Annotated in this window: 11 protein-coding genes; 7 read left to right on the forward strand and 4 right to left on the reverse strand. The window is 58.6% G+C overall.

Annotated elements, in window-relative coordinates; genetic code table 11:
- Positions 1-1,293, reverse strand: coding sequence for a citrate:proton symporter (locus tag E3O56_RS21130; RefSeq protein ID WP_248128953.1), 1,293 nt, complete (start codon positions 1,291-1,293; stop codon positions 1-3).
- 111 nt (positions 1,294-1,404) lie between these two features.
- On the opposite strand from E3O56_RS21130, the gene E3O56_RS21135 reads away from it, so the two are divergent.
- Positions 1,405-2,301, forward strand: a complete 897-nt coding sequence (locus tag E3O56_RS21135; RefSeq protein WP_032880126.1) for a LysR family transcriptional regulator — start codon at positions 1,405-1,407, stop codon at positions 2,299-2,301.
- An 8-nt stretch (positions 2,302-2,309) separates the two neighbouring features.
- Here E3O56_RS21135 and E3O56_RS21140 read toward each other — a convergent pair whose 3' ends face one another.
- Positions 2,310-2,912, reverse strand: coding sequence for a glutathione S-transferase family protein (locus E3O56_RS21140; RefSeq protein WP_032880125.1), 603 nt, complete (start codon positions 2,910-2,912; stop codon positions 2,310-2,312).
- Between the two features lie 308 nt (positions 2,913-3,220).
- Between E3O56_RS21140 and E3O56_RS21145 the strand changes: the two genes are divergently transcribed.
- Positions 3,221-4,567, forward strand: a complete 1,347-nt coding sequence (locus E3O56_RS21145; protein ID WP_032880123.1) for an NCS2 family permease — start codon at positions 3,221-3,223, stop codon at positions 4,565-4,567.
- 12 nt (positions 4,568-4,579) lie between these two features.
- The gene (locus tag E3O56_RS21150; protein ID WP_032880122.1) at positions 4,580-5,218 is read left to right on the forward strand and encodes a LysE family translocator; all 639 of its coding nucleotides are present in this window, start codon (positions 4,580-4,582) and stop codon (positions 5,216-5,218) included.
- Here E3O56_RS21150 and E3O56_RS21155 read toward each other — a convergent pair.
- Together E3O56_RS21155 and uraH are read right to left on the reverse strand one after the other, a co-directional pair.
- Positions 5,202-10,436, reverse strand: a complete 5,235-nt coding sequence (locus E3O56_RS21155) for a DUF6543 domain-containing protein (protein ID WP_248128954.1) — start codon at positions 10,434-10,436, stop codon at positions 5,202-5,204. The two genes, E3O56_RS21150 and E3O56_RS21155, sit on opposite strands and share 17 nt — an antisense overlap.
- A gap of 158 nt (positions 10,437-10,594) precedes the next feature.
- Positions 10,595-10,978 carry a hydroxyisourate hydrolase gene (gene uraH / locus E3O56_RS21160; RefSeq protein ID WP_248128955.1) on the reverse strand — a complete coding sequence of 128 codons (384 nt, stop codon included), beginning with the start codon at positions 10,976-10,978 and terminating at the stop codon, positions 10,595-10,597.
- Between the two features lie 401 nt (positions 10,979-11,379).
- Between uraH and puuE the strand changes: the two genes are divergently transcribed.
- From puuE to E3O56_RS21180, 4 genes are all read left to right on the forward strand, one after another.
- The gene (gene puuE, locus E3O56_RS21165; RefSeq protein WP_005789948.1) at positions 11,380-12,306 is read left to right on the forward strand and encodes an allantoinase PuuE; all 927 of its coding nucleotides are present in this window, start codon (positions 11,380-11,382) and stop codon (positions 12,304-12,306) included.
- Positions 12,303-12,818, forward strand: coding sequence for a 2-oxo-4-hydroxy-4-carboxy-5-ureidoimidazoline decarboxylase (uraD, locus tag E3O56_RS21170; protein ID WP_103733709.1), 516 nt, complete (start codon positions 12,303-12,305; stop codon positions 12,816-12,818). The genes puuE and uraD overlap by 4 nt, the downstream gene beginning before the upstream one ends.
- Before the next feature lie 41 nt (positions 12,819-12,859).
- Positions 12,860-13,855: an allantoicase gene (gene alc / locus E3O56_RS21175; protein ID WP_005789952.1), complete on the forward strand. Its 996-nt coding sequence runs from the start codon at positions 12,860-12,862 to the stop codon at positions 13,853-13,855.
- Positions 13,856-13,973: 118 nt separating this feature from the next.
- Positions 13,974-14,477, forward strand: a complete 504-nt coding sequence (locus E3O56_RS21180; RefSeq protein WP_005789953.1) for an ureidoglycolate lyase — start codon at positions 13,974-13,976, stop codon at positions 14,475-14,477.
- The last annotated feature ends 9 nt before the right edge of the window (positions 14,478-14,486 follow it).

Raw genomic sequence — 14,486 nt, forward strand, 5'->3', positions numbered from 1 at the left:
TCAAATCACTCCCAGGAGCAACGCCGTCAGGGTCATCAACACCGAGGCGGCAAACAGAAAAGAAATCGTGAATCGCTGGTGATCGGCCAACTCGATCTTGCACAGGCCCACCAACAGGAAGGTCGCGGGCGTCAGCGGGCTGACCGGAAAACCGGTGGTGTGCACGCCCAGCAACGAGGCTTGGGCCACTTGCAGGGGATCGACGCCCAGCGCCTTGCCGACTTCGGCGATCACCGGCATCACGCCGAAGTAGTAGGAGTCGGGGTCAAACAACATGCTCAGGGGCATCGACAGGAAACCCACGACCGCCGGGATCAACTTGCCGTGGCCCGCCGGAATCTGCGCCACCGCTACTTCGGCGATAGCCTTGAGCATGCCGGAGCCTTGCATGATGCCGGTGAACACCCCGGCGGCGAGCAGGATACTGGCCATGGTCAGGGCGGTTTTCGCATGGGCGTCGATGCGCGCACGCTGGGCGTCCACGTTGGGGTAGTTGATGCACAGCGCAACCACGGTGCCGAGCATGAACATCACCACCGGGTCGACCCAACCGGCAATCATCACCACCATCACCAGCACGGTCAGGATCAGGTTGACCCAGAACAACCGTGGGCGGCGCAGCTTGATATCGTCGTCGCTGAGCACCCGTTGCGGCACCGCCTCCACGCCGGAACCGGTGCCCAGGCCGAGGCGCTTTTCTTCACGATGGCCCAGCCACCAGGCGCACGCGAAGACGAAGATCAGCCCGACGATCTGCACCGGGATCAACGGCTGGAACAGATCGGCCACCGGCACATGCAGCGCCGCCGACGAACGCAGCACCGGGCCGGTCCAGGGCAGGAAGTTGACGCCTGCGGCCATCGCACACACGCAGGCGAGGATGCGTTTATCAATGCCCAGCCGCGTATACAGCGGCAGCATCGCCGGCACCGTCACCAGAAAGGTCACCGCGCCAGAGCCGTCCAGGTGCACCAGCAACGCCAGCGTCGCGGTGCCGACCACAATTCGTGTAGGACGCGTCCCTACCGTGCGCAGGATGCGATCAATGATGGGGTCGAGCATCCCGGCATCGGTCATGATCCCGAAAAACAGGATCGCAAACACAAACATGCCGACCACAGGGGCGACGTTCTTGATACCGGTGATGATAAAGGCACTGGTTTGCAGGCCGAACCCACCGACCAGCGCGGCGATGATCGGCAAGGCGATCAGGGCCACCAGTGGCGAGAGACGCTTGCTCATGACAGCGACAAGCAGGCTGAGAATGGTGATGACGCCCAGGGTTGCGAGCATGGATAACTCCAGGGTGGCCGTTTTGGGCCGGTTATTGTTTTCCCGGAGTATTGGAAGCGGGTTAGTCTTTGTAAATTGGAATATTCGGCCTAGCACGTTCGGAAAAACAAAATGAAGAACTCGATCCAGCACATCCAGGCCTTCCTCGCGGTGGCCCGCACCGGTAGTTTCACCAAGGCGGCCCACGAGCTGCACCTGTCGCCTTCGGCCCTGACCGTGCAAGTACAGCAATTGGAAGACTGGCTCGGCGTCGCCCTGCTCGACCGCAGCCCGCGCCATGTGAGCATCACGGCTGCCGGCCAGGATGCGCGCGGGCCCATGGAAAAACTGCTGCTGGACCTGGACAACATCGTCACCGGCTCACGCGACCTCGCAGCCTTGCGTCGCGGCGTGGTGACCATCGCCGCCCTGCCGTCAGTTTGCGCCGGCGCCCTGCCCCCGGCCTTGCGCCTGTTTCGCCAGCGCTTTGCCGGGATCGAGGTGCGCCTGCATGACCTGGTGGCCCATCGCATTCATGCCCAGGTCCGCAACGGCGAGGTGGATTTCGGCATCGGCGTACGGGCGCGCCTGAGCCATGGCCTGCAATTTCAGCCGGTGCTCAATGATCGCTTGTGCGCGTTTGTGCCGCTGGATCATGCGCTGACGCGCTATCGGTCACTGACCCTGGCGCAACTGGCCGACCAGCCAATTATCCTTACCGGACGTGACAGCAGCGTGCGCGAACAGGTCGACGCACTGTTCGACCAGACACGGCTGACGCTGAATGCGGGCATGGAGGCCAACTACATGTCGACGGTATTGGCGCTGGTGCGCCAGGGGTTGGGGATCAGCGTGCTGCCGGAATCGGCGGCGGACAGCCTGGAGGGATTGAAGCGAATCGACATCGATCATCCCGGCGTGAACCGGGAGATCGGCTTGATCACACGCAGCGCGATGGCATTGAGCCCGGCGGCGCAGCGCTGCTTTGAACTGCTCAACAGTACATTATCTACAAGCACATCGCTCTAAATGTGAACTCAATCCAGCATCGCCACGTGCTTGGGATGGCTGGCCACCCGCTGCAACCACGCCTGCACCGCCGGGTAAGGCGCCAAATCAAAGCCGCCTTCATGGGCTACATGGGTGTAGGCATACAGCGCGATATCAGCAATCGAATAGGTGTCGCCCACCAGGTACGGCGTGGCTTGCAACTGGCGCTCCATGACTCTCAATGCCTTGTAACCGCCCTTGTGGGTGGTCTTGTATTCCTCAAGACGGTCCTGCGGCATATTCAGGTAAAACTGGATAAACCGCGCCACCGCTATATACGGCTCATGGCTGTACTGCTCGAAAAACTGCCACTGCAATACCTGGGTGCGCAGGCGCGGTTCCGTGGGCAGGAACTCGCTGCCATCGGCGAGGAAATTGAGAATCGCATTGGACTCCCATAGGCAGGTGCCGTCTTCCAGTTCCAGCACCGGGATCTTGCCGTTGGGGTTCTTCGCCAGGAACTCAGGGGTCTGGGTGTCGCCCTTGAGGATGTCGATATCGATCCACTGAAACGGGATCCCCAACAAGCTAAGCATCAATTTGATCTTGTAGCAGTTGCCCGACTTGTAATCGCCATAAACCTTGTACATGGGCTCCCCTTATGCCGCTTTGCGCATTCCGAGCGAATGCTTGCGCCCTCAAAGTGCGGGTATTGCGGCAATGTTTCAAGGCGGCGGGCGGAATAAATCTGCCTGCCCACCCTGGAAGTCCGCCTTTCATCCACTTTCGCCCAGACATTCGAAAACATTATTTGCTTTATTTGTATACAAAAGCATAATTCGCTTCGTGCGAGTTCCTGACCTATTGGTCAACAAACCCGCCAGTACCTCAAAGCGCTGTTGCCCACTCATGTGACCGGCGCTGGACATAACAATAAAACGATTGAGGAGTACTCGCTGTGGATAGCCGTAAAACCGAAGCCCCTACGTTGGACCAGGCCACGCCGCAAGGCGGTTGGCTGGAACGCCTGTTCAAACTGCGCTTGCATGGCACCACAGTGAAGACCGAGCTGATCGCCGGCCTCACCACCTTCATCACCATGGCCTACATCATCTTCGTCAATCCCAACATCATGGCCGACGCCGGTATTGATCACGGTGCGGCCTTTGTCGCCACCTGCATCGCCGCAGCCCTGGGGTGCCTGTTGATGGGCCTGTACGCCAACTGGCCGGTGGGCCTGGCGCCGGGTATGGGCCTGAACGCGTTTTTCACTTACACCGTGGTCGGCACCATGGGCTACAACTGGGAAACCGCCCTCGGCGCGGTGTTTATCTCGGGCGTACTGTTCATGATTCTGACGCTGTCACGCATCCGAGAATGGCTGCTCAACAGTATTCCGGTCAGCCTGCGTCATGCCATGGGCGCAGGTGTGGGCCTGTTCCTCGGGGTGATCGGCCTGAAAACCGCCGGCATCATCGTCGACAGCCCGGCCACCCTGATCAAGCTCGGCTCCCTGCATGAACCCGCCCCGCTGCTGGCGGCGGTGTGCTTCCTGCTGATCGCCATCCTCAGTTATCACCGTGTATTCGGTGCAATTCTCATCAGCATCATCGCCGTGACCCTGGCCGGCTGGGGCCTGGGCCTGGTGCATTACAACGGCATTCTCTCCACCCCACCGAGCCTGGCACCAACCTGGATGGCGATGGACGTGATGGGTGTGTTCAATGTGAGCATGATCAGCGTGGTATTTGCCTTTCTTTTTGTACACATGTTCGACACTGCCGGTACACTGATGGGCGTTGCCCAACGCGCCGGGCTGGTCAAGGCCGACGGCAAGATCGACAACCTGTCCCGCGCATTGAAGGCCGACAGTGCTTCCAGTGTGTTCGGCGCCATGGTTGGCGTGCCGCCAGTGACCAGCTACGTGGAAAGCGCCGCAGGTGTGGCAGCCGGTGGCCGCACCGGGTTGACCGCTGTAACGGTGGGTGTGCTGTTCGTGGCGGCGATGTTCTTCGCACCACTGGCCGGCATGATTCCCGCCTACGCCACCGCTGGCGCGCTGATCTACGTAGCGATGCTGATGATGGCGAGCATGGCCCATATCAATTGGGATGAAGCTACCGACAGCATTCCGGCGATCGTCACTGCCATCATGATGCCGCTGACGTTCTCGGTCGCCGACGGGATCGCTCTGGGCTTTATCACCTATGTAGCGCTGAAGGCCGGCACCGGCAAGTACCGCGAGATTTCTGTCAGCCTGTGGGTGTTGTGCGCGATTTTCATTGCGAAATTCATATTTTTATAAAAGGAGCAAATGATGAACCTGGATACCTGGCTGCTGTTCAGTGGGGCTGCATTGATCGTGATCCTGATTCCAGGGCCATTGTCGCTGCTGATGATCAGCAACAGTCTCAACTACGGCCTGCGCCGCTCGTACCCGGCGTTTTTGGGCGGAGTGTTTGCGTCGATCTGCCTGTTGAGTGCTTCGGCCTTGGGTCTGGGGGCCTTGTTGCTGGCCTCGGAACAGCTGTTCAGTGCCTTGAAAATTGTCGGCGCGCTGTACCTGTTCTACCTGGCCTGGCAGAGCTGGCAGCAATCGCGTCTGCCGAGCGAAGGCGCCGAAGTCCCACAAACGCCGTCTGTACCGCGCTTTCGTGCGTTGTTTGGGCGAGCCTTTGTGTTGGGCGCCAGCAACCCCAAGGACATCCTGTTTTTCGCTGCCTTCCTGCCGCAGTTTCTCAGCAGCCAGCAACCGTTCCTGCCGCAATTGCTGATCATGATCGCCACCTGGACGGTGCTCGACCTGCTGTGCAAGCTGGCCTACGGTCTGGGTGCCCATGGCGCAGCGCGTTACTTGCGCAGCGGTTCGGGCCAGAGCTGGTTCAACCGCATCAGCGCGGCACTGTTCGGCGGCGCCGGTGCGATGGCACTCATCAATGCTAAGGGGTCAATTTGACGAAATAAACAGTTGGATCGAGACGCCCCTTTGTGGGCCATTGGATGCCGGCCACAATCCGCACCAAGCGCTGTTCCTGCATCGCGGTGTCAACTGCCCTTAATAAAAGAGAGTCGGGGTGTGAGTTGATGGCTATCCGAACCCAACGGTTCGAAAGCTTCCCTCTCACGGTCATTCGCCCCAGTTCAAGCCATTGGTAGGCCACGTAGTAAATGGTGTTCGAACGGGGATGAGTAACGACTGATTCAATACTGGGTTCTCCAAAACGCATCCCTGCGCGCCGCACAGACAAGTCCTCGACGCGGTAACCCTGCTGCTCCAGCACGGTCCTGACGGCGGCGCGCTCCGCTTCAAGCCTCTGCGTCCTGACCGGGACGACACCATATTGCAGGCTCGGGTCTAACGGATGAGGCGGCGTGAAATCAACGCGCGTGAAGCCGGGTGCCTTGCCTTCGAAACCGACGTATAGATATTGCTTGCGCCGTTCATTAATCCGCAACATCCGTAGTAAATCGTCCGTTTGGCCGCTCCTCGCAGGGAGCGGGGGTAGCCATTCGTCCAGCGTCGCGCGGATGCCGAGCAAATGGCTTGCCGTGGCAGAGTGGGAAGGATCTGCCAATTCAATCATTCTCATGACGGTAAACTTTCGAGCTTCATTCGTCATGGAGGGAAAGGCCCTGCCCACAGAGTGCTCCAACGAACTGTCGAACAGCGCCGAATGATGTTGCCATTCACCTGTAGGCAGGCGTGATACGGGAATGGGCTGGTCGCGAATATCAGTGCTGGTCCAGCGCATGATATCGGCTCGCGCGGATGGCCCCGGTGGCTCATTTCGGGTGATAAACACCAGGTCGGTCAACGATGCATGGTCGCCCTGCGGGAGCATCCGGTAAAAACCGCTGTTCGGATCCTGGAAGTCGGTATAAGGAGGAGCCACGCGCAAAAACCTGGCATTGAGCGAAGAACCTCTGGGAGCCGAGCCAACCTCAAACACTCCAGGCGCAGGGAAGCCCACAATGTCACGGGGGTGAACTTGAGCACGCCAACTCAACCACTGGGTGTCCGTTGTACGTGACTGGACAATCCGGTTCTCAGTCGCCATGCGCTCACGAGGGGGTTGCCAATCCGACGAGGGCGCCCGGGGAGCGCGCCATGGGTCATGCACCCCGGAGCTGGGCCCAGGTTGAGGATTATCGGCCTCCAGCAACCACTCCTTGGGCTGATGGATATTCAGGACCAACTCATCCTCACCGCTTTTCAGCATGTTTCTCAGCCGAAACGCAGACTCGCTATCACGTTGGTAAACGGGATAATGGTGAGTGTCATCCGTTACAAATTGCTGACCGTCTTTCACATAAACGCCCTCCCTGCCACGCCCTTTGAGCGCCACAGCATCCGGAGGCACGCCCTTGACTTTGAAACGGTCCAAGGGTTTTAACGCGGCCGCAGAAGGCGCAGCCTGACGCAGCACTCGGCCACGGCTGAAATGCGAACGATGTATCCGATTCAACACCGCCCCCAGCGGGCGCCGCACGATACCCGCCGCTACGCCTCTGATCTTGGGGCCGGGGGTAAAGGTCTGCCACAAATCGAACACCAGATACTGGGTCATAAACACAATATCCACGACATCACTGGGGTCTGCGAAACGGTGAAAACGTCGTGCCACAATCAGCAATTCATAAAAGGAGTTAGCCAGCGCAAATAACGGAAAGAAAAAAGATATGAGCGCTCGCAGGCTGCTATCAGTCTGCTCCGCAAGGCGGCGGACACGATACTCATCCAGCACCTTGCCGGAATTACTCGCCGCTTGAGTGCGGCGTTGCAAATCCAGCACATTGGCGTAATACAGCAATGCCCTGGGTTCACTGTGGGATATGGGAACGATCGCCAGCCAGTTTGACGGGTTACTGGCAATTTGCTCGCGGATCAGTTTTTCGATCTCATCGAGCACTGGCGTCGGTTGCAGATGTGTAATGCTGAAGGAGCGAATAAAACCAGGGAGCCTCCACTTACCTTCGAAATAATAAGCATCCGGCATGACAGAAAGCCATCCAGGCTCTCCTGCTTCATCGGCGTCATGAATGATTGCGTCAAATGCCCAACCGGGCGCTACCTGCCGCGCCAGTAACTTTACAAGGTCAGCCGAAGCGGCAACGCGACTGAGTTCTACCCGCGCCATCGCCACGCTGATGTACTCGGTGATGATCAAGGCGTGCGGCGCAGCAGGCCAGTAAACTACGCAGCGCCCGCTGCCCTGATCCTGCATGACCACGACCCCTGAGATATAGCGATCATGCTGCATCGTGTGCGCCGCCAGATGAACGACGTACAACTTCAAATCATACCCGTTTTTCAGCAGGTCCTCAGGCGTTCGCGCCGCCATCGCCGTGCTGAACAGGCTCTGTGCAAAGGTGCTTAGCCCTTGTTGAACCGCCGAAAAAAGCTGCATGTGAGCGCATTCATCCAGCGTGCGATTGATCAGCGCAGGAATGCGACTGGCATCCAGACTCGGTTTGGCTTTAACCGTGGGGTAGAAGGTATGGTTGATCTGCGTGTCGTAGTTTCCGCCGATATCCAGCGAAGAGACTGTCTTGATCAGATATTCCTTGTTCAGCCGTTGCTTCCACTGCGGTTGCAGATAGCGTGCTCGATTCAATCGCCAAGGCACCCAGGGTGCTTGCGGATCAAGATTATGCAATGCCAGCTGTAACATGCTGAAGGTTGTGGTTTGAGTACTTGGGGTCAGGACCTGCCCGCGATCACCCGGCGTGCAGTGGCTTTGATTACCGCAGAAGCTGCCTCTGACATCGTCCGGCATCGTGATCAGGGGCTTGTCGATGTCCAGCTCCGGGTAGAAACCATCCTCGGTTAAGCGGGCGATCAACTTGCGGCGGGCGAACGTTTCCAAGTCACTCAGAGCGCGTTCAAGCAGGCTTTCAGAGGCAAAGGCGCTGCTCAGGTACCGGCGCTGCAAGCGCTTGAAGTGCTTAAGCTGGGCAGGTGTTGCGCCCGCTAACCACTGTGGCAGTTTTTTTGCCTCAAGCGCAGCCTTGCGCAGAAGATCAATATTGGCCTGAGCCTGGTTCAAGGCGGGACTGTCGGGAATCTTCAAGTGCGCGTCCAGCTCAGCCAATAGCAACAAACGGCTCAGCTCGGCATCTTTTACCTCATTGAACAGACCGGCAGTACCCTCAATGCGCTTGTTCAAGCGAAAGTAGTAGGCCATCAAGTGTTTGAAAGAAACCGTCGCAGGGTTCCCCTCAATGGGTTCATAGCGCACCGTCAGGGTTTCACGCCGGGCATGGTCACGTAAGTCGTGACGCTTATCGTGCTCTATACAGCCCCACAGGACCGAATCATCACTGCTCCCGAGGCTGGCTTTCAGACCGCGGGTCAAAGCGTCCAGGCCTGAAAAAGCCTTCAGCCCGCCATATTGCCCGAATGCATACAGCGCGACCGGAACTCCACGGGACGGGAGCTTCATCGCCGTCGCCCGAGCCACTACCCAAACGTTATGAAGCGGGTAGAAGGCAGCCTGCACGCTGCCCACAGAGACCGAAAACACCTGGGCTTTACCGCCCACGTATTTGGATGTCGACAGCCGCTCCACGACCTCCATCACTAAGTCCTGATGTGCAGTGGGTATCAGCTTGAGCCGGTGTTGCAACTGAACCTCACAGCGCAGGGCCTCGACATGGGCACGCAGGAACAAGGCATAACGTTTGTGCGCACCGGTTGGGCGCTCAATCCAAAAAGGCATATCGTAGAGCCGCTGCTGTGCACCGTTAATCAGCGAATTCAACGCTTCTTTATGCGCTTTGAGTTGGCTCTCAAGCACCACAAATTCCTCAAGCGCTGCAGTCTCGACGCTCAGGTCATCGGCGTTGAATAGTGCGAGCAGACCTTTTTCGTAGCGTTTGACCTGCTGTTCTGCGGTGAGCAGGGCCAGGCCGGGCGCGGTGCTGGCAAAGATAATTTCTGCGCGTCGTCGCTGCTCGTCCCACTTGAGCAATTGATAGAGGAGGGTCCCAAGCCGGACTTTACCGACCAGTTGCTTCCTTGCACGCTCGATAAAACGCAGAAAAGGCACAGCGGTCAGCGGTTGAGGTCGCGGCTTTTTTGGAGAAAACACGTGTGCGTGATTGATCGCCAGCGCACAGGCCAGCTCGTTTTCCCATTGACCTTCCAGCAACGCTTGCGCGCTCATCGCCAGCGCATCACCGGAGATTGTCGAACCGCGATCCACGCTTAACGCGGGGGTCAGGTCCGTAGGCCGACACAACTCATGTCGGCGCTCTAACGGCAGGCATTGCCAGAGTTCGTCGAACAGTGACTCACTGGCCAACTTTACCAAACCGCATTGCAGGTCGAAGAAGGACGGGTACTCGTAGAAATTGCGCACCACACCCGGCAGGTAAATCACATGCGGTGCACCATCAGGATCGCCTTCACGGTAGATATGCAATGCACCGGGAATTGCAACCGCAGGCGTACCCGGCCACATCAACGAACTCGCTCGCACAGTGGCCCAATCGCCCCCTGCTCGCTGGCGCGCCCCAGCACTGGGTGCGTCGATCAGGGCCTGAAGCAGAGCCATCCCGGCACTCGACAGCTCGTCCAATTGCTGCGCCATAAAAGCCCGGTCAGCGAAGAGTTCGGCGTGCAGCTCTGCCCAATACCCCCTGCGTGTTTGCGAGGAACCGGGCTGCAGCGCGTCCCAATAAGGCGTGGCCGACCAGGCAATTCTGTCTTGCAGCTTCATGGCGATAACTCGCTGCAGCACTTGCAACGGCGTATAAGGCAACTGGCGAGTCGGGTCACCCTTGACGCTCAGGGCAGTGAACTGATTCAGGTTGATCGGCACTGCGGGCAAGGCCAGTGACAGCAGCGTCCGATCAGTCAGGCTGTCGACTTTCTGGGGTTCTGCTGGTGGTTTGGGCACGGTGAACAGCAGGGTGTCCGGGTCTATTTCAAACTCTTTGCGTAGCTCGTCGCGGATCACCCACAAAACTTTTGGCGCGCGCGCTATCAGCCTTCCAAGCACCTTTATTACCTCGACGCAGCGCAGTTCGGCAAAAGCAATCTGATTGATCAGGCGGCTTGGATGGGCGTGAGCGTTGATTCGCCGGGTCAGCTGGCTGCGCATACCCTGAAGCGTTGCTTGAGCAGCGATCTCCGGATCTTCTGGGTCGGGTATGTGGTTGAGTGAGGCCATGATGTTTTCTTGATTGAGGAAAACACCGAGCCTAGGCAACGCACAGGCACTTAAGGCTTTAGATAGTTGAACGCAGCACGCGCAAAAAAAGCCCGCAGTGTGCGCGGGCGAAACCAACGAAGAGCATTTTTTGGGGGGGTGTGAAGCGAGGTGACGACTCAGCTACCGCGATAGGTGGAGTAGCTGTAAGGCGAAATCAGCAGTGGCACATGGTAATGGTCTTGTTCGGCGCTGATGCCGAAACGCAATACCACCACGTCGAGAAAAGCCTGCTCCGGCAGTTGCACATCGCGGGCGCGGTAGTAGTCGCCAGCACTGAATTGCAATTGGTAGACACCGCTGCGGTAGTCATCGCCTTGCAGCAACGGCGCGTCGCAACGGCCGTCGCTATTAGTCACGGCGCTACCCACCAGTTCAAGCTGCGCGCCTTCGACGCGATACAACTCGACCTTGATCCCGCTGCCGGGGCAGCCGTGTGCGGCGTCCAAAACGTGTGTGGTCAAACGTCCCATGGCTTTTATGCGCCTCCCGAAGTCAGTCATAGAGAAACCCGCACTCTTTCAGGGCAGTGAAAAAGCCGGCGATGGCCGATTAAGACACTTTTATAAAAAATTGTACACAATAAATTTCACAGCGCTCCCACCCTCCTGTATGAGCGAGCTTGCTCGCGAAAAACGCCAACGATGACGCGGGCTCTCAGAATGAAAAGTGGCGCCATCAGGGTTTTCGCGAGCAAGCTCGCTTCTGCAGTGGGCTTTTTCATTTTAACCTGACCACTTAGGCAAGTTTCTTGCAGACAGACCGTTCAGAAAAAATGCAGAAATGCAGGCTTACAAAGTTTGCGATAAGTTGTATACAATCACTCATCGCTGTGACGCCACCCAGTCTTTTCACTGCCCGGCCGCCACACACCTAGCTACCACGAACAAGAAGGAAGACTGCAGTGAGCGCTGACTACCCACGCGACCTGATCGGTTACGGCAGTAACCCTCCTCACCCCCACTGGCCGGGCAACGCACGCATTGCGCTGTCGTTCGTACTCAACTACGAAGAAGGCGGCGAGCGCAATATCCTGCATGGCGACAAAGAGTCCGAAGCCTTCCTTTCGGAAATGGTCTCGGCCCAGCCGCTGCAAGGCGAGCGCAACATGAGCATGGAGTCGCTGTACGAATACGGCAGCCGTGCCGGGGTGTGGCGCATCCTCAAATTGTTCAAAGAATTCGACATACCGCTGACTATCTTCGCCGTGGCCATGGCTGCCCAGCGTCATCCGGATGTGATCCGCGCCATGGTCGCCGCCGGCCACGAGATTTGCAGCCACGGCTACCGCTGGATCGACTACCAGTACATGGACGAGGCCCAGGAGCGCGAGCACATGCTCGAAGCCATCCGCATCCTCACCGAGCTGACCGGCGAACGCCCGCTGGGCTGGTACACCGGTCGTACCGGCCCCAACACCCGCCGCCTGGTGATGGAGGAAGGCGGTTTCCTGTATGACTGCGACACCTATGACGACGACCTGCCCTACTGGGAACCCAATACCCCTAACGGCAAGCCGCACCTGGTGATCCCCTACACCCTGGACACCAACGACATGCGCTTCACCCAGGTGCAGGGTTTCAACAAGGGTGACGACTTTTTCGAATACCTCAAGGATGCCTTCGACGTGCTGTATGCCGAAGGCGCCGAAGCGCCGAAGATGCTTTCGATCGGCCTGCATTGCCGCCTGATCGGCCGCCCGGCACGCCTGGCCTCGCTCAAGCGCTTCATTGAATACGTCAAAGGCCATGATCAGGTGTGGTTCACCCGCCGCGTGGACATCGCCCGTCACTGGCACCAAACCCACCCCTGCACGGGAGCGGCGAAATGACTGCGTTCCAGACCTTGCAACCGTCGACCCTGAGCCGCGACGCCTTCGTCGCAGCCTTTGCCGATATTTACGAACACTCGCCATGGGTGGCCGAAAAGGCCTTCGAGCTGGGCCAGGATACGTCGATCGACCAGATCGAAACCCTGCACCAGCGCATGAGCGATATCCTGTTGAGCGCTGATCATCAAAGCCAGTTGGCCCTGATCAATGCTCACCCGGACCTGGCCGGTAAAGCCGCCGTCCAGGGCCAACTCACCCAAGCCAGCACCGATGAGCAAGCTGGCGCGGGGATTCACCAATGCACGGCCGAAGAGTTTTCTCGCTTCACCGAGCTGAATGACGCCTACAAGGCCAAGTTCAAGTTTCCCTTCATCATGGCGGTAAAAGGCAGCAACCGGCACCAGATTCTCGCCGCGTTCGAAACGCGCATCCATAACTCGACAGACACCGAGTTCAAGTGCGCGCTGGACGAGATCAACAAGATCGCGTTGTTCCGTTTATTGACCCTCTAAACGACCATCCCCAGCCACTCTATCCAAGGCAGACAAGAAGAATGAAAGCTTACGCCGTACCTTTCGAAAAGTTCGTCAACCTGGCCGACGCCCGCCTGGGCACCAAGATCATCTCGGTGACCGATGACTGGTTCGCCGACGCCAACCGCCTGTTCCAGCCGACCCCGGCCGTGTGGAAGGAGGGCGTTTTCGATGACAACGGCAAGTGGATGGACGGCTGGGAGTCACGCCGCAAGCGCTTCGAAGGCTACGACAGCGCGGTGATCCGCCTGGGCGTGCCGGGTTCGATCAAAGGCGTGGACATCGACACTTCATTCTTCACCGGCAACTTCCCGCCGTCGGCCTCACTGGAAGCCTGCTTCCTGGCCTCGGGCGAGCCGGACGCCAATACCCAATGGGTTGAAGTGCTGTCGGCGGTAGAGCTGCAAGGCAACAGTCACCACTACCACGAGATCAACAACGACCAGGCGTTCAGCCACCTGCGCTTCAACATCTACCCGGATGGCGGCGTCGCCCGTCTGCGTGTGTATGGCGTGCCGTTCCGCGATTGGTCTTCGGTGGGCGACAACGAACAGGTCGACCTGGCTGCCGCGCTCAATGGCGGTCGTGCCCTGGCCTGCTCCGATGAACACTTCGGCCGCATGAGCAACATCCTCAACCCGGGCCGTGGCATCAACATGGGTGATGGCTGGGAAACCGCGCGTCGTCGTACACCGGGCAATGACTGGGTGATCGTCGCGTTGGGCCACCCGGGCGAGATCGAAAAGATCATCGTCGACACCCTGCACTTCAAGGGCAACTACCCGGACACCTGCTCGATCCAGGGCGCCTTCGTCAAAGGCGGCACCGACAGCCAGATCGAAACCCAATCGCTGTTCTGGCGTGAACTGTTGCCGGCGCAGAAACTGGAAATGCACGCAGAACACACCTTCGCCGAGCAGATCAAGGCGCTGGGGCCGATTACCCATATCCGCCTGAATGTGTTCCCGGATGGCGGTGTGAGTCGCCTGCGCGTCCTGGGCAAAGTGTCGAAATAAGCGGTGATGCCATCGCAGGCAAGCCAGTTCCCACAGGGGAATGCATTCCAAATGTGGGAGCGGGCTTGCCCGCGATAGCAATAGACCAAACAACACAGTATTCGGATAAGAGACAGCCATGCGCACACTGATGATCGAACCCCTGACCAAAGAAGCCTTCGCCCCTTTCGGAGACGTTATCGAAACCGATGGCAGCGATCACTTCATGATCAACAACGGGTCGACCATGCGCTTTCACAAACTGGCAACGGTCGAAACAGCACAGCCTGAAGACCACGCCATCATCAGCATCTTCCGCGCCGACGCGCAGGACATGCCGTTGACCGTGTGCATGCTGGAGAGACACCCGCTGGGCAGCCAGGCGTTCATACCGCTGCTCGGCAACCCCTTTCTGATCGTGGTCGCGCCACTTGGCGATGCACCTGTATCAGGCTTGGTCCGCGCCTTCGTTACCAACGGCAGGCAGGGCATCAATTACCATCGCGGCGTCTGGCACCACCCGGTGCTGACGATCGAAAAGCGGGATGACTTCCTGGTGGTTGATCGCAGTGGCACAGGCAATAACTGCGATGAGCATTTTTTCAAAGAGGATGAGCGGTTGATCCTCGCCCCCCACCAATAAGAGAAGGCC

This window comes from Pseudomonas sp. W2Aug9 (genome assembly GCF_023127755.1).
Lineage (GTDB): Bacteria > Pseudomonadota > Gammaproteobacteria > Pseudomonadales > Pseudomonadaceae > Aquipseudomonas > Aquipseudomonas synxantha_A.